This is a genomic window from Kineococcus sp. GCM10028916 (genome assembly GCF_042674865.1).
In the GTDB taxonomy this organism is placed as follows: domain Bacteria; phylum Actinomycetota; class Actinomycetes; order Actinomycetales; family Kineococcaceae; genus Kineococcus.
This window is the reverse complement of record NZ_JBHTFM010000014.1, coordinates 36,890-51,511: the sequence shown is the minus strand read 5'-3', so window position 1 is coordinate 51,511 and position 14,622 is coordinate 36,890. Positions and strand designations below refer to the sequence as shown.

Sequence of the window (14,622 nt, the reverse complement as noted above, 5' to 3'; positions counted from 1 at the left end):
GTCAGCGGCTCTCGGCCACGACCATGGCCGTCGCGATCCCGGCGTCGTGGGAGAGCGAGAGGTGGAAGACCGAGACTCCCGCCTCGTCGGCGATCTTCTTGGCGCTCCCGCGGACCATGATCTCCGGCCGGTGGCCGTCCTCGCGTTCGACGACGACGTCGCGCCACACGAGCCCGACGGGCGCGCCGAGCGACTTCGCCACGGCCTCCTTGGCCGCGAACCGCGCCGCGAGGGACTCCGCGGGCAGGTTCCGCTCGCCGTCGCCGAAGAGGCGTTCCAGCAGCAACGGTGTCCGTTCGACCTGACGCTTGAAGCGCGCGACGTCGACGACGTCGATGCCCACTCCGATGATCATTGGTTGATCCCCCTCCGCCGGGCGTCACCGTCCCACGAGGGCGGGTGACGCCCGACGGCGGGGGGTCACTCCACGGTGACGGACTTCGCGAGGTTGCGGGGCTGGTCGACGTCGAGGCCCTTGGCGGTCGCGAGCTCGCAGGCGAACACCTGCAGCGGCACCACGGCCAGCAGCGGGGACAGCAGCGTCGAGGTCTGCGGGATGCGGATCACGACGTCGGCGAAGGGTTCCACGGCGGTGTCGCCCTGCTCGGCGATGACCAGGGTGCGCGCGCCGCGGGCCCGGACCTCCTGGATGTTGGAGACGACCTTCGCGTGCAGGGAGTCCCGCCCGCGCGGGCTGGGCACGACGACGAACACGGGGGTCCCGGGTTCCACCAGCGCGATCGGCCCGTGCTTGAGCTCACCGGCCGCGAAACCCTCGGCGTGGATGTAGGCGAGTTCCTTGAGCTTCAGCGCCCCCTCCATCGCCACCGGGTAGCCGACGTGACGGCCGAGGAAGAGCACCGAGCGGGTGTCGGCCATGTAGCGGGCGATCTCGCGGACCTGCTCCAGCCCGTCGAGGACCTGGCGGACCTGGGCCGGGATCTCCTGGAGTTCCGCGAGGACCTGGGCGATCTCGTCGGCGAACTTGTTGCCGCGCAACTGGGCCAGGTACAGGCCGAGCAGGTAGCAGGCGGTGATCTGGGCGAGGAACGCCTTCGTCGAGGCGACCGCGATCTCCGGTCCGGCGTGGGTGTAGAGCGCCGCGTCGGACTCGCGCGGGATCGTCGAACCGTTGGTGTTGCAGATCGCCAGCACCTTCGCGCCCTGTTCCCGGGCGTGGCGGACGGCCATGATCGTGTCCATCGTCTCCCCCGACTGCGAGATCGCGACGACGAGGGTGCGCTCGGAGACGACGGGGTCGCGGTAGCGGAACTCGTGGGCGAGTTCCACCTCGACGGGGATGCGGCACCAGTGCTCGATGGCGTACTTCGCGACCTGACCGGCGTAGGCGGCCGTCCCGCAGGCGATGACGACGATCTTGTCGATGCTGCGCAGCTGCGCCTCGGAGATCTTCATCTCGTCCAGCTGCAGCCGGCCGTTCGCGTCGGTCCGCCCGAGCAGGGTGTCGGCGATGGCCTGCGGCTGGTCGTGGATCTCCTTGGCCATGAAGGACGGGAACCCGCCCTTCTCGGCGGCCGCGGCGTCCCAGTCGACGTGGAAGCGACGTCCCTGGCTGGGCGAGCCGTCGAAGCCGGTGACGACGACGTCGTCGGGGGTGATGGTGACGATCTGGTCCTGGCCCAGTTCCAGCGCCTCGCGGGTGTGGGCGATGAACGCCGCGACGTCGGAGCCGAGGTAGTTCGCGTGCTCACCGAGTCCCACCACCAGCGGGGAGTTGCGGCGGGCGCCGACGATCGTGCCGGGTTCGTCGGCGTGCACCGCGAGCAGCGTGAACGCGCCCTCGAGGCGGGCGCAGACGGCACGCATCGCGGCGGTCAGGTCCCCCGCGGCGTCCGCGTCGTAGGCCCGGGCGAGCAGGTGCGCGACGACCTCGGTGTCGGTCTCGCTGGTGAACTCGACACCGGCCTCGAGCAGCTCGGTGCGCAGCGTCGCGAAGTTCTCGACGATGCCGTTGTGGATGAGCGCGAGCCGGCCGCCCTGCCCGACGTGGGGGTGGGCGTTGCCGTCCGTGGGGCCGCCGTGGGTGGCCCAGCGGGTGTGCCCGATGGCGGTGCCCGCCGCGGGCAGCGGGTCGGCGTCGAGGAGCTCGACGAGGTTGGCCAGCTTCCCGGCCTTCTTGCGGGTCTGCACACCGCCCGGGGTCAGCACCGCGATGCCCGCGGAGTCGTAGCCCCGGTACTCCAGCCGACGCAGCCCTTCGAGGACGACCTCGCTCCCGTGCTGCGCTGCCCCCACGTACCCGACGATTCCGCACATGGGATCGAGGGTACGGTCCGGGCGGCGTGGTCCTGGTCAACCGAGCGGGACGCGTCACCCGGTACCCTCACGCCGGTGAGCACCGGCGCACCCACGCACGTCCCCGTGAACTCACACCCGAGCTCCGCCAACCCCTACGTGGTCCTGGACCGCGAGCACTGGAGCGCGCTGCGCGCCTCGACCCCGCTGACCCTCACGGCCGAGGACGTCACCCGGCTGCGCGGTCTCGGCGACCGGGTCGACCTGCGCGAGGTCGAGGAGGTCTACCTCCCGCTGTCGCGGCTGCTGACCCTCTACGACCGTTCCGCCGGCTCCCTGCACGCCGCGACGTCGACCTTCCTGGGGGAGGCCGTGGCGCGGACCCCGTTCGTCATCGGGATCGCCGGGTCGGTGGCCGTGGGCAAGTCCACGACGGCCCGCGTGCTGCGCGAACTGCTCTCGCACTGGCCCGAGACCCCCCGGGTCGAGCTCATCACCACCGACGGGTTCCTGCTGCCCAACGCCGAGCTGGAACGCCGCGGGATCCTGCACCGCAAGGGGTTCCCGGAGAGCTACGACCGGCGGGCGCTGCTGCGCTTCGTCGCGGCGGTGAAGTCCGGGGTCCCCGAGGTCCGGGCCCCGGTCTACTCCCACCTCGTCTACGACATCGTCCCCGGCGAGGAGGTCGTCGTGCACCGCCCCGACGTGCTCATCGTCGAGGGCCTGAACGTCCTGCAACCGGCCCGGGTCCGCGACGACGGGACGCAGGGCGTCGCGGTCAGCGACTACTTCGACTTCTCCCTCTACGTCGACGCCCGCAGCGAGGACGTGCGGAACTGGTACGTCGACCGGTTCCTGGAACTGCGGCGGACGGCGTTCTCGAAGCCGCAGTCCTACTTCCACCGCTACGCCTCGCTCACCGACGACGAGGCCGTGGAACGCGCCCGCCGGATCTGGAACGACATCAACGGCCCGAACCTCGCCGAGAACGTCCTGCCCACCCGCGGCCGGGCCACCTGCGTGCTGCAGAAGGGGCCCGACCACTCGGTGCGTCAGGTGCGGTTGCGCAAAGTGTGATCCCGCAGGGTGTGATCCCGCAGGGTGCGACGGATCTCGGCCACGGGCGCCTCGAGTTCCTCGACGAGTTCGTCGAGGACGAAACCGAGCTGCTCGTTGACCGCGATCATCGGCGTGTTCGACACCGCGTTCCACGTCGAGACCCGTTGCGCCGCAGGGTTGTCCGCCAGTGCGGTGCGCAGGCACTCGAGTTTCAGCAGCATCCCCAGCCGGTGTCCGCGGTGTTCGCGCAGCACCAGGGTGTCGAGCTGGATGAGGCGTTCCGGTTCGTGGTCGGAGCGCACCAGGACGCTGTAGCCGACGGCCGCACCGGCCGGGTCCTCGGCCACCGCCACCCACTGGTGCCTACCCTGCGCCGCCCGGGCGGCCTCGACCTCGCGGATCCGCTCGCCGTCCCACACCTCGGGTTCGACCTCGAGGTCGCCCATCGGGGCGTCGGTGCTCATCCGCGCGGTGAGGGCGGCCATCACGTCGAGGTCCGCCTCGGGGACCCAGCCGGCGAAGCTGCGCTGCCGGTACCCCGCCGCGTGCGGGCGGGCCGCGGCCGCCGACGCCGCCAGTCGCTCCGGCGGCACCGGCAGCGGGAGCTGGCGACGGGCTTCGAGCTGACCGCGGGTGAAACCCCAGGCCCGCGCGGCGCGTGACCCCGGCCAGGTCTCCTCCGGGTGGGTCACCGGACGGTCGACGGAGATCCGCACCGTGCTGCGGCCGGCGGCCTCGGCGAGGTCGAGGGCGTGCTCCAGCAGCGCGGTACCGACCCCGCGTCGCCGGTGCTCCGGCAGGACGCCGACCTGCACCCAGGCGGTGCGGGTGTTGTCCAGCAGGGTGAAGCGCACCTCGGCGACGCCGACGGGGGCACCGCCCTCGCGGGCCAGCACGTGGTGGACCTCCTCCTCCGTGCTCCCCCGCTCCAGCTCGGCCCGGAGCTCACCGCGCCGCCAGGTCGAGGGATCGGGGCGGTCCTGCGCCTCGGCCGCGGCCAGGACGTCGTACCAGTCGTCGAAGTGCTGCGCCGCCCACGTGGCGCGGTCGGGGGCGGCGTTCGTCGTCGAAGTGAGCTCCACGCGGTCCAGTCAGCCAGACCGGAGGTTCAGAGCGCGAGTCGTTTCCGGACGACCTCGGCCAGGCGACCGGCGACGTCCTGGGCGTGCTCGGTGTGCGCGGCCTCGACCATGACCCGCACGAGGGGTTCGGTCCCGCTGGGGCGCAGCAGCACCCGGCCGGTCTCGCCGAGTTCGCGTTCGGCGTCGCCGACGGCCGCGAGCAGTTCCGCGTCGCTGCCGGCGCGGGACTTGTCCACCCCCCGGACGTTGATGAGGACCTGCGGCAACCGCTGGACGACGCCGGCGAGGTCCTCGAGGGTGCGGCCGGTCTCGGCCATCCGCGCCAGCAGGTGCAGACCGGTGAGCACGCCGTCGCCCGTCGTCGCGTGCTCGGGCAGGACGACGTGGCCGCTCTGCTCGCCGCCGATGCTCCACTTCCCCGCGCTCAGGGCCTCGAGGACGTAGCGGTCGCCGACGCCGGTCTCGATCATCGTGACGCCCTCGCGCTGCATCGCGAGGCGCAGGCCGAGGTTGCTCATGACGGTGGCGACGAGGGTGTCCTCGACGAGCTGACCGCGGTCGCGCAGGGCCAGGGTCAGGACGGCCATGATCTGGTCGCCGTCGATCGTGTGGCCGGCGGCGTCCACGGCCAGGCAGCGGTCGGCGTCGCCGTCGTGGGCCAGGCCGATGTCCGCGCCGTGGGCCAGGACGGCCGCGGTGAGGGGTTCGAGGTGCGTGGAGCCGCAGCCGTCGTTGATGTTCAGCCCGTCGGGCGCGGCGTACAGCGTCGTCACCGTGGCGCCGGCCTCGGCCAGCACCCGCGGGGAGATCGCGCTGGCGGCGCCGTTGGCGCAGTCGACGACCACGTGCAGGCCGGCCAGCGACCCCGGTCCGCCCGGCAGGGTGGAGAGCAGGTGCGCGACGTAGGTGTCCTGCGCGTCCTGCTCCACGTCCGGTCCGGCGTGGACCCGGCCCACGGCGGCCCCCGTCGGACGACGCCCGCCGCCCTCGCGGTAGGCGCGCTCCACGGCGTCCTCGACGTCGTCGGGGAGCTTCACCCCACCGCGGGCGAAGATCTTCAACCCGTTGTCGGGCATGGGGTTGTGCGAGGCGGACAGCATCACGCCGAAGTCGGCGCCGGAGGTGTCCACCAGGTGGGCCAGTGCCGGGGTCGGCACGACGCCGACGTCGAGGACGTCGACCCCGGCGCTCGCCAGACCGGCCACGACCGCGGCGGAGAGGAACTCCCCCGACGCGCGGGGGTCGCGGGCCACGAGCGCCCGCGGGTGCGCGCTCCCGCCCGGTTCGACCAGGACGGTCGCCGCGGCGACCGCCAGTCCCAGCGCCATGTCGGCGGTGAGGTCGACGTTCGCCAGCCCCCGCACACCATCGGTCCCGAAGAGCCGCGCCACCCTCTGTTCCTCCCCCACACGGCCAACACCGGCCGGACGTGACACGACGGCCCCGGGAGGACTCCCGGGGCCGTCGTGACGGTACTCGCTGAGCGCTGGATCAGCGCTTGCTGAACTGCGGCGCCTTGCGGGCCTTCTTGAGCCCGGCCTTCTTGCGCTCGATGGCGCGCGGGTCGCGGGTCAGGAACCCGGCCTTCTTCAGCGACGGGCGGTTGGCCTCGAGGTCGATCGCGTTCAGCGCGCGGGCGACACCGAGACGCAGCGCGCCGGCCTGACCGGAGGAGCCACCACCGTGGATGCGGGCGATGACGTCGAACGACCCCTCGAGCGCGGTGACGCGGAACGGCTCGTTGACGAGCTGCTGGTGCACCTTGTTCGGGAAGTAGTTGTCCAGCTCGCGACCGTTGATCGTCCACTTGCCGGTACCCGGCACGATGCGGACGCGGGCGACGGCTTCCTTGCGGCGGCCGGTGGCCCCGCCGGGAGCGATGATGCTGTTGCCGCCGGTCGCCGGGGTGGACGACTCGGAGGTGTACGTGCCGGTGAACTCGTCGGACTCGGTGATGTCCTCGACGACCTCAGGGGTGAAATCGGTGCTCACGATGCTCCTCGCTCAGTTTGCCGGGTGTGCGGCGGTGTGACTGCCGCGGCTCACTGCGCGACCTGGTGGATCGTGTACGGCACGGGCTGCTGAGCCGCGTGCGGGTGCTCCGGGCCGGCGTAGACCTTGAGCTTGCTCATGACCTGACGACCGAGGGAGTTCCGGGGGATCATGCCGCGGATGGCCTTCTCGACGGCCTTCTCCGGGTTCTTCTCCAGCAGGTCGACGTAGCTGGTGGCCTTCAGGCCGCCCGGGTAGCCCGAGTGGCGGTAGGCGACCTTCTGCTCGCGCTTGGAGCCGGTGAGGGCCACCTTGGCGGCGTTGACGATGATGACGAAGTCGCCACCGTCGACGTGCGGCGCGTAGGTCGCCTTGTGCTTGCCGCGCAGGAGCGTCGCGGTCTGCACCGCGAGGCGGCCCAGCACGACGTCCTCCGCGTCGATGACGAGCCAGCGGTGATCGATGTCGCCTGGCTTCGGGGTGAACGTGCGCACGGGGGTTGCCCATCTCCTCGAGACGAATTGCGGACCGGCCCGCGCTCGAGATCCTGCAGCGCGCAGGTCATGAGACCGGGCGCTGACGGCAGGCACTGCGTGGGCACAACGACTCCCGACGGTACCTGCCGTCCACGCCGCGGGTCAAAACGGCTCCGCCGCGGCCGTGGTCAGCGCGAGGTCAGCGCGCGGTCAGCGCGTGGTCGACGCGGGGTCAGCGCGCCCGCTCGACCCGGCTGACGTCCCACACGGGCTCCGGTGTCTCCACGACCCGACCGTCCTCGCCGAAGAGCAGGAAGCGGTCGAAACCGCGCGCGAACCAGCGGTCGTGGGTGACGGCCACGACCGTCCCCTCGAAGACGCCCAGGGCCTGCTCCAGCGCCTCCGCGGAGTGCAGGTCGAGGTTGTCGGTCGGTTCGTCCAGCAGCAGCAGCGTCGCCCCGGACAGCTCCAGCAGCAGGATCTGCAACCGGGCCTGCTGACCCCCGGAGAGGTGCTCGAAGCGCTGTTCCGCGGCCTCGGCCAGGCCGTAGCGGTCCAGCGCGCGCGAGGCCGCCTCGCGGTCCAGGCCCGAGCGGTGGGAGTTCCCGCGGTGCAGGACGTCCAGCAGGGTCTTGCCGACCAGCGAGGGCTGCTCGTGGGTCTGGGCGAACCACCCCGGCCGCACCCGCGCCCCGAGGCGTGCGGAACCGCGGTGCGCGACGGGATCGGGGACGTGCTCGTCCACCGGACGGTGCTCGGCGTCGGGGTCGGAGCCGCCGGCGGCCAACAACCGCAGGAAGTGCGACTTGCCGGAACCGTTCGCGCCGAGGACCGCGACCCGGTCCCCCAGCCACAGCTCGGCGTCGAAGGGCTTCATGAGGCCCGTCAGCTCCAGGCCCTCCACGACCACGGCGCGCTTGCCGGTCCGCCCGCCCTGCAACCGCATCCGGACGTCCTGGGCCGCCGGGGGCGCCTGCGGCGGACCGGCCTCCTCGAACTTCGCGAGCCGGGTCTGGGCGGCGGCGTAGCGCGAGGCCATGCCGTCGTTGAACTTCGACTTCTCCCGCAGGGTCACGACGAGGGTGCGGAGCTTGACGCGTTCCTCGTCCCAGCGCCGCCGGAGTTCCTCCAGCCGTTCACCGCGGGCCTGGCGGGCCGCGCCGTAGTCGGCGAAGGAACCCCCGTGGGTCCAGGAGACCGCACCCAGCGCACCGGGTTCCAGCGTCACGATGCGTTCCGCCGCAGCGGAGAGCAGTTCCCGGTCGTGGCTCACCAGCAGCACCGACTTCGTCGTGGCGCGGAGCTGTTCCTCCAGCCACCGCTTGCCGGGGACGTCGAGGTAGTTGTCGGGTTCGTCGAGCAGCAGGACGCCCTCGGGCCCGCGCAGCAACGCCTCCAGGACGAGACGCTTCTGCTCACCGCCGGAGAGCGTCCGCACCGGCCGGTACCGGCAGGCCTCGAACGACATCCCCAGCGCGGCCGAGGTGCACTCGTCCCAGAGGACCTCCTGCTCGTACCCGCCGGCGTCACCGAAGTCGGCCAGGGCCTGCGCGTAGCGCATCTGCGACTTCTCCGACTCCTCCTCGACCATCGCCGTCTCGGCGGTCTCGACGGCCGCGAACGCCCGGCGCAGGGCCTCGGGGGCGACGGAGACGAGGAGTTCGGCCACCGAGGTCTCGTCGCGGACGGAACCGACGAACTGACGCATCACGCCGAGCCCGCCGCTGCGGGCGATCGCGCCCTCCTGCACCGGTTCGTCCCCGGCGATGAGCCGCAGCAGGGTCGTCTTGCCGGTGCCGTTGGGACCGATCAGCGCGGTCGTCGACCCGTCGGCGACGCGGAACGACACCCCGTCGAGGAGGGGACGCCCGTCGGGCAGTTCGTGCCCGACCCCCGAGACGTCGACGTGCCCACCGCTGTTCCCAGATCCCGCCACGGGCGACCAGTCTGCCGTGCGGTGGCTAGTGCTCGCCGCCGGTTTCCGCGCGGGCGGTGTGCTGGTGGGTCAGGCTGCAGCTGGTGGTGTCCGCGTCGGCCCACTCCCCCTGCACCGCGACGACGGCGATGCCCCCGGTGCGCAGCTGGCTCACCTCGCCGGTGAGGGCCTCGACGAGGGAGCTCACGCCGGGGTTGTGCGCGACGATCACGACGGTCGCGTCAGGACGGTCGGTGTCCAGACCCCGCACGATGCGCAGCAGGTCACCGAGCGAGGCCTCGTAGAGCCGCTCCTCGTCGACGACGACCGGGGCGACGCCCCACCCGTCCAGCAGGCGCGCGGTGGTCTCCTCGGTCCGGCGGGCGGGCGAGGTCAGCAGCAGGTCGCAGCCACCGACGTTGTCCGCGAGCCACCGACCGGCCTCGACGGCGTCGGCCTTCCCCCGTTCGGCGAGGGGGCGGGCGATGTCCTGGAGTCCTACCGGCGAATCGGCCTTCGCGTGGCGGACGACGACGAGCGTGGGCACACCCACCACCCTGCCCCACGACCACCCGGACGCGCCGCCCGGGCCACCCGCTCAGGGGAGCGTGCGCACCGCACGGGCCTCGTGGGCGCGCGCGGCCAGGTCCCCGTCGGCGGGGTAGACGACCTCCTCGAGGGTCAGTCCCTGCGCTGCGACGACCGCGACGGTGGGGTCGCGCACCGCGGCGTCCTGCACCAGCCGGGGCCAGGCGACGTCGCGACGGCCGTCGCCCACGGCCAGCGCGGCGCCGACGAGGGCGCGCACCATCGAGTGGCAGAAGGCGTCCGCCTGCACGTCGGCCACGAGCAGGCCGTCGCCGTCCCGGGTCCACGAGTACGCCAGCAGGGTGCGCACGGTCGTGGCGCCCTCCCGGGGCCGGCAGAACGCGGCGAACTCGCGCAGGCCGACGAGGCTGCGTGCCGCGAGGTCCATCGCGCCCAGGTCGAGGGGGCGGCGGTGGTGCAGGACGTCGAAGCGCCGCAACGGCGGGAGCCCCGCGGGGTCGTCGCAGACGCGGTACGCGTAGCGGCGGCGCAGAGCGCTGAAGCGGGCGTCGAAGCCCTCGGGGGCGAGCCCGGCCCGGTGCACCCGCACGTCGGGCGGCAGGACGCCCGCCAGGCGCCGCACGAGGGCCCCTGCGGGCTCCGTGCCCGACCGGCCCGGGACGGCGTCCCAGAGGGCGCGCGGGACGTCGACGTGGGCCACCTGGCCGTTCGCGTGCACCCCGGCGTCGGTGCGCCCCGCCACGGTGAGCCGCGGAGCGGGGTCCAGGCGCAGGACCCGGGCCAGCCCGGCGGTCAGCTCGCCCTGGACGGTGCGCAACCCCGGCTGCTCGGCCCAGCCGGAGAAGGCGGTGCCGTCGTAGCCGAGGTCCAGTCGCACCCGCACGACGCCGGGGGGAACGCGGACGAGCCCGCCCTCCCCGGTGTCGGGGAGGACGGGCTCGTCGGGGTGAAGGGAGGCGCTCAGGCCTGGTCCTTCGTGTTCTCGTCGCTCGGGTCGGCTTCGGCGGCGTCGACCTCGACACCCTCGTCAGCGGTCGCCGGGGCGTCCGCGTCGGGGAGGGTGTCGGGCTGGTCCACGCTGCCGGCCTCGACCTGGGTGGCGTCGGTGGACTCGGCCGCGGGGGCCTCGTCGCCGACGACGACCTCGTCGGCCGCCGGAGCGGTCGCCGCGGCGGCGCGCTCCGCCTCGCGGACGACACCCTGCTTGGCGCTGACCGGCTCCATGACGAGCTGGATCACGGCCATGGGGGCGTTGTCGCCCTTGCGGGGCCCGATCTTGACGATGCGGGTGTACCCACCGTTGCGCTCGGCCATGGCCGGCGCGATCTCGGTGAAGAGGAAGTGCACGACGGACTTGTCGCGGATCGTCTTCATGACCTCGCGGCGGGCCGCCAGGTCACCCTTCTTCGCGAAGGTGATCAGGCGTTCGGCGTACGGACGCATCCGCTTGGCCTTGGCCTCGGTGGTGGTGATGCTGCGGTGCTCGAAGAGGGCCGTCGCCAGGTTGGCGATGATCAGCTTCTCGTGGGCCGGCCCGCCGCCGAGCCGCGGACCCTTGGTGGGGGTGGGCATGTTGTTGTCTCCTCGGTTTTACCCCTCCCCCGCGTCAGCGGGGGGAGGGGCGACGGACGGTCAGAGCTGCTCGTCCTCGGCGAACGACGCGTCGTCGTCCTCGAAGTCGTTGACGACGGCGCTCGGGTCGAACCCGGGCGGGGAGTCCTTGAGGTGCAGGCCCATGCCGACCAGCTTGGCCTTCACCTCGTCGATGGACTTCTGCCCGAAGTTGCGGATGTCGAGCAGGTCGGCCTCGCTGCGCGAGACCAGTTCCCCGACGGTGTGGATGCCCTCGCGCTTGAGGCAGTTGTAGGACCGGACGGTGAGGTCCAGTGCCTCGATCTCCAGCGCGAGGTCCGCCGCCAGCGCGGCGTCGGTCGGCGAGGGACCCATGTCGATGCCTTCGGCCTCGACGTTGAGCTCACGGGCCAGACCGAACAGCTCGGTCAGCGTCTTGCCCGCGGACGCCACGGCGTCGCGCGGGGTGATGGCGTGCTTGGTCTCGACGTCGACGACGAGACGGTCGAAGTCCGTCCGCTGCTCGACGCGGGTCGCCTCGACCTTGTACGTCACCTTCAGGACGGGCGAGTAGATCGAGTCGACCGGGATGCGGCCGATCTCCTGCTCACCCGTCTTGTTCTGCGCCGCCGAGACGTAGCCGCGGCCGCGTTCGACCGTCAGCTCCAGCTCGAGCTTGCCCTTGCCGTTGAGCGTCGCGATGTGCAGGTCGGGGTTGTGGACCTCGACCCCCGCGGGCGGGGCGATGTCGGCCGCGGTGACCGCGCCCGGCCCCTGCTTGCGCAGGTACATCACGACGGGTTCGTCGTGCTCCGAGGAGACCACGAGGTTCTTGACGTTGAGGACGATCTCGGTGACGTCCTCCTTGACCCCCGGCACGGAGGTGAACTCGTGGAGCACACCGTCGATCCGCAGGCTCGTCACGGCAGCGCCCGGGATGGACGACAGCAGCGTGCGGCGCAGCGAGTTGCCGAGGGTGTACCCGAAGCCGGGTTCGAGGGGTTCGATGACGAAGCGCGAGCGGTACTCGTCGACGACGTCCTCGGTGAGGGTGGGGCGCTGTGCGATCAGCACGGAGGTTCCTTCCCGCGGGCGTCCGCCATATGACGCCCCGCACGCCCGTCAGCATCGGTCCGCCGACGGGGTCTGACTCGATCAGAGAACTGGTCCGATCAGGTGGGTCCCGCAGGCCTGGGCCTGCGGGACCGCACCGACGTCAGACGCGCCGACGCTTGGGCGGCCGGCAGCCGTTGTGCGGGCTGGGGGTGACGTCCTGGATCGCGCCGACCTCCAGGCCGGTGGCCTGGAGGGAACGGATCGCGGTCTCGCGGCCGGAACCCGGTCCCTTGACGAAGACGTCGACCTTGCGCATGCCGTGCTCCTGCGCACGACGCGCGGCCGCCTCGGCGGCCATCTGCGCAGCGAACGGGGTCGACTTGCGGGACCCCTTGAACCCGACCTGACCGGCCGACGCCCACGCGATGACCGCGCCCGTCGGGTCGGTGATCGAGACGATCGTGTTGTTGAACGTCGACTTGATGTGCGCGTGACCGTGCGCGACGTTCTTCTTCTCCTTGCGACGCGGCTTGCGCGTCGCCGTGGCCGTACGGCTCTTGGGAGGCATGCTCTCCGGGCTCCTGGTGTACTGCGGCGACTGAGATCGAGGGCGAACCCGTGGGTTCGCGAGGCGGCCCGCTGGCGGACCGCGCCGTCAGACTGCGACGGTTACTTGCGACCGGCCTTCTTCTTGCCGGCCACGGTGCGCTTCGGGCCCTTGCGGGTGCGCGCGTTGGTCTTGGTGCGCTGCCCGCGGACGGGCAGACCGCGGCGGTGCCGCAGGCCCTGGTAGCAACCGATCTCCACCTTGCGGCGGATGTCGGCGGCCACCTCGCGGCGGAGGTCACCCTCGACGCGGTAGTTGCCCTCGATGTGGTCGCGGAGCGCGACCAGGTCGTCGTCCGTGAGGTCGCGGACGCGCAGGTCCGGACTCACGCCCGTCGCGGCCAGGGTTTCCTGGGCTCGCGTGCGACCGACGCCGTAGATGTACGTGAGCGCGATCTCCAGCCGCTTTTCGCGGGGGAGGTCGACGCCGACGAGACGTGCCATGCGGGATGGTCCCTATCTGTCGCGGAGGTCTGGTGCAGGACCTGCCCCGCCGTCTCCTGCGGGTCCCCGGCCTCCGACCGGGGGTGTCACCGACCGCGGCTCGTGCTGCGGTCGGAGGGTCCTGCGCTGGGTGCCACCGTCTGCGTGCGGTGGCCTTTCCGTGGATCGACTGTTGGGGTGAGCCGGAGCTCAGCCCTGACGCTGCTTGTGACGCAGGTTGTCGCAGATGATCATGACCCGACCGTGACGGCGGATCACCTTGCACTTGTCGCAGATCTTCTTGACGCTCGGCTTGACCTTCATCGCTTCTCCGGTCGTGCTGACCCCGCCCGCGCGGAGCGGGGATCGGCGGCCAGTGGGTGGGTCACTTGTAGCGGTAGACGATGCGCCCGCGGGACAGGTCGTAGGGGCTGAGCTCGACGACCACCCGGTCCTCCGGGAGGATGCGGATGTAGTGCTGGCGCATCTTCCCCGAGATGTGGGCGAGCACCTTGTGACCGTTGCTCAGCTCGACGCGAAACATCGCGTTCGGCAGGGCCTCGATCACGGTGCCTTCGATCTCGATGACGCCGTCCTTCTTCGGCATGTCCTCCGCTTTTCCATCAAGTGTCGGTTCGGGATCAGCCCGGCCCTCGTGAGCACGGAACGTGCGAACGAGGAGGCATGGCGGACCGACGGTCAAGCTTACGTGACGGCGCGCCTGAGACGAAATCGGGCGATGATGCCGCTGAAGTGGGCTGGGGTGCAACACAAGACGTGGCGCACCCGACCGCGGGGGTCGGCGTCGCGGCCCCTCCCGGTGTCAGGCCGAGGGGACCTGGACCCCGAACGCCGCGAGCTCCGAAGCGCCCCCGTCGGGTGCGGTCAGCACCCAGAGGCCCTCGTCGAGGACGGCCACGGTGTGCTCCCAGTGCGCGGCGCGGGTGCCGTCGGAGGTGACCACGGTCCAGTCGTCCGGCAGGACGTCGGTCTCGATCCCCCCGCGGGTGCACATCGGCTCGATGGCCAGCACCATGCCGGGACGGACCTTGGGGCCCTTCTCGCGGACCCGGTAGTTCAGGACGTCGGGCGCCATGTGCATGGCCGTGCCGATCCCGTGGCCGGTGTAGCCGTCGACGATGCCCAGGCGGCCGTCCACGGCGTCCTCCACGGCCGCGCCGACGTCGCCGACCCTCCCGCGTGCGTCGAGGGCCGCGATGCCCGCCCAGAGCGCCTGGCGGGTGATCTCGACCAGTTCCGCGTCGCCGGCGTCGTCCGGTTCACCCACGATCGCGGTGAAGGCGGAGTCGCCGTGCCAGCCGTCGACCACCGCTCCCCCGTCGATCGAGACGACGTCGCCCGCGACGAGCGGGGTGTCGCCGGGGATCCCGTGCACGACGACCTCGTTGACCGAGATGCAGAGCGTGGCCGGGTAGCCGTGGTAACCGAGGAAGTTGGACGTCCCACCACCGGCGCGGATGACCTCCGCGCCGATGGCGTCCAGCTCCTTGGGGGTGATCCCGGGCCGCAGGGCGGCCCGCACCGACTCCAGGGCCGCGGACGTCAGCAGCCCCGCCGCACGCATCTTCTGGATCTGTTCAGGGGTCTTGATCTCGACCCGTTCACGTCCGAGCAC

Annotated in this window: 17 protein-coding genes; 1 reads left to right on the top strand and 16 read right to left on the bottom strand. The window is 72.0% G+C overall.

Annotated elements, in window-relative coordinates; genetic code table 11:
• Position 1: 1 nt before the first annotated feature.
• Both ACFQ46_RS12990 and glmS read right to left on the bottom strand, forming a co-directional pair.
• A complete protein-coding gene (locus tag ACFQ46_RS12990) occupies positions 2-355 on the bottom strand; it encodes a holo-ACP synthase (RefSeq protein WP_380158405.1) in 354 nt (117 codons plus the stop codon).
• 65 nt (positions 356-420) lie between these two features.
• A complete protein-coding gene (glmS, locus tag ACFQ46_RS12985; protein WP_380259856.1) occupies positions 421-2,277 on the bottom strand; it encodes a glutamine--fructose-6-phosphate transaminase (isomerizing) in 1,857 nt (618 codons plus the stop codon).
• Between the two features lie 75 nt (positions 2,278-2,352).
• Here glmS and coaA point away from each other — a divergent pair, with 75 nt between their 5' ends.
• On the top strand, positions 2,353-3,333 hold the full coding sequence (gene coaA, locus ACFQ46_RS12980) for a type I pantothenate kinase (protein WP_380259855.1): 981 nt from the start codon (positions 2,353-2,355) through the stop codon (positions 3,331-3,333).
• On the opposite strand, the gene ACFQ46_RS12975 is transcribed toward coaA, so the two are convergent.
• From ACFQ46_RS12975 to map, 14 genes are all read right to left on the bottom strand, one after another.
• A complete protein-coding gene (locus ACFQ46_RS12975; protein WP_380259854.1) occupies positions 3,309-4,397 on the bottom strand; it encodes a GNAT family N-acetyltransferase in 1,089 nt (362 codons plus the stop codon). The two genes, coaA and ACFQ46_RS12975, sit on opposite strands and share 25 nt — an antisense overlap.
• A gap of 26 nt (positions 4,398-4,423) precedes the next feature.
• Entirely contained in the window at positions 4,424-5,788 is a 1,365-nt protein-coding gene (gene glmM / locus ACFQ46_RS12970) for a phosphoglucosamine mutase (protein WP_380259853.1), read from the bottom strand.
• A 100-nt stretch (positions 5,789-5,888) separates the two neighbouring features.
• On the bottom strand, positions 5,889-6,353 hold the full coding sequence (gene rpsI, locus ACFQ46_RS12965; protein WP_380162235.1) for a 30S ribosomal protein S9: 465 nt from the start codon (positions 6,351-6,353) through the stop codon (positions 5,889-5,891).
• An 86-nt stretch (positions 6,354-6,439) separates the two neighbouring features.
• On the bottom strand, positions 6,440-6,883 hold the full coding sequence (rplM, locus tag ACFQ46_RS12960) for a 50S ribosomal protein L13 (protein ID WP_328294666.1): 444 nt from the start codon (positions 6,881-6,883) through the stop codon (positions 6,440-6,442).
• Positions 6,884-7,097: 214 nt separating this feature from the next.
• Complete coding sequence (locus ACFQ46_RS12955; RefSeq protein WP_328294665.1) at positions 7,098-8,801, bottom strand: ATP-binding cassette domain-containing protein; 1,704 nt, start codon at positions 8,799-8,801, stop codon at positions 7,098-7,100.
• Between the two features lie 25 nt (positions 8,802-8,826).
• Complete coding sequence (locus ACFQ46_RS12950) at positions 8,827-9,327, bottom strand: SixA phosphatase family protein (RefSeq protein ID WP_380259852.1); 501 nt, start codon at positions 9,325-9,327, stop codon at positions 8,827-8,829.
• A gap of 51 nt (positions 9,328-9,378) precedes the next feature.
• Positions 9,379-10,212, bottom strand: a complete 834-nt coding sequence (locus ACFQ46_RS12945) for a tRNA pseudouridine synthase A (protein ID WP_380259851.1) — start codon at positions 10,210-10,212, stop codon at positions 9,379-9,381.
• Positions 10,213-10,289: 77 nt separating this feature from the next.
• A complete protein-coding gene (gene rplQ / locus ACFQ46_RS12940; protein WP_380259850.1) occupies positions 10,290-10,901 on the bottom strand; it encodes a 50S ribosomal protein L17 in 612 nt (203 codons plus the stop codon).
• 60 nt (positions 10,902-10,961) lie between these two features.
• Positions 10,962-11,975: a DNA-directed RNA polymerase subunit alpha gene (locus ACFQ46_RS12935; RefSeq protein WP_328294662.1), complete on the bottom strand. Its 1,014-nt coding sequence runs from the start codon at positions 11,973-11,975 to the stop codon at positions 10,962-10,964.
• A gap of 142 nt (positions 11,976-12,117) precedes the next feature.
• Positions 12,118-12,525 (bottom strand): 30S ribosomal protein S11, encoded by a 408-nt coding sequence (rpsK, locus tag ACFQ46_RS12930; protein WP_328294661.1) that lies wholly within the window; start codon positions 12,523-12,525, stop codon positions 12,118-12,120.
• 101 nt (positions 12,526-12,626) lie between these two features.
• Positions 12,627-13,007: a 30S ribosomal protein S13 gene (gene rpsM / locus ACFQ46_RS12925; RefSeq protein ID WP_328294660.1), complete on the bottom strand. Its 381-nt coding sequence runs from the start codon at positions 13,005-13,007 to the stop codon at positions 12,627-12,629.
• A gap of 189 nt (positions 13,008-13,196) precedes the next feature.
• Positions 13,197-13,310, bottom strand: coding sequence for a 50S ribosomal protein L36 (gene rpmJ, locus ACFQ46_RS12920; RefSeq protein ID WP_106209588.1), 114 nt, complete (start codon positions 13,308-13,310; stop codon positions 13,197-13,199).
• Positions 13,311-13,371: 61 nt separating this feature from the next.
• Positions 13,372-13,593: a translation initiation factor IF-1 gene (gene infA, locus ACFQ46_RS12915; protein WP_012084955.1), complete on the bottom strand. Its 222-nt coding sequence runs from the start codon at positions 13,591-13,593 to the stop codon at positions 13,372-13,374.
• Positions 13,594-13,809: 216 nt separating this feature from the next.
• Positions 13,810-14,622 carry a type I methionyl aminopeptidase gene (gene map / locus ACFQ46_RS12910; RefSeq protein ID WP_380259849.1) on the bottom strand — a complete coding sequence of 271 codons (813 nt, stop codon included), beginning with the start codon at positions 14,620-14,622 and terminating at the stop codon, positions 13,810-13,812.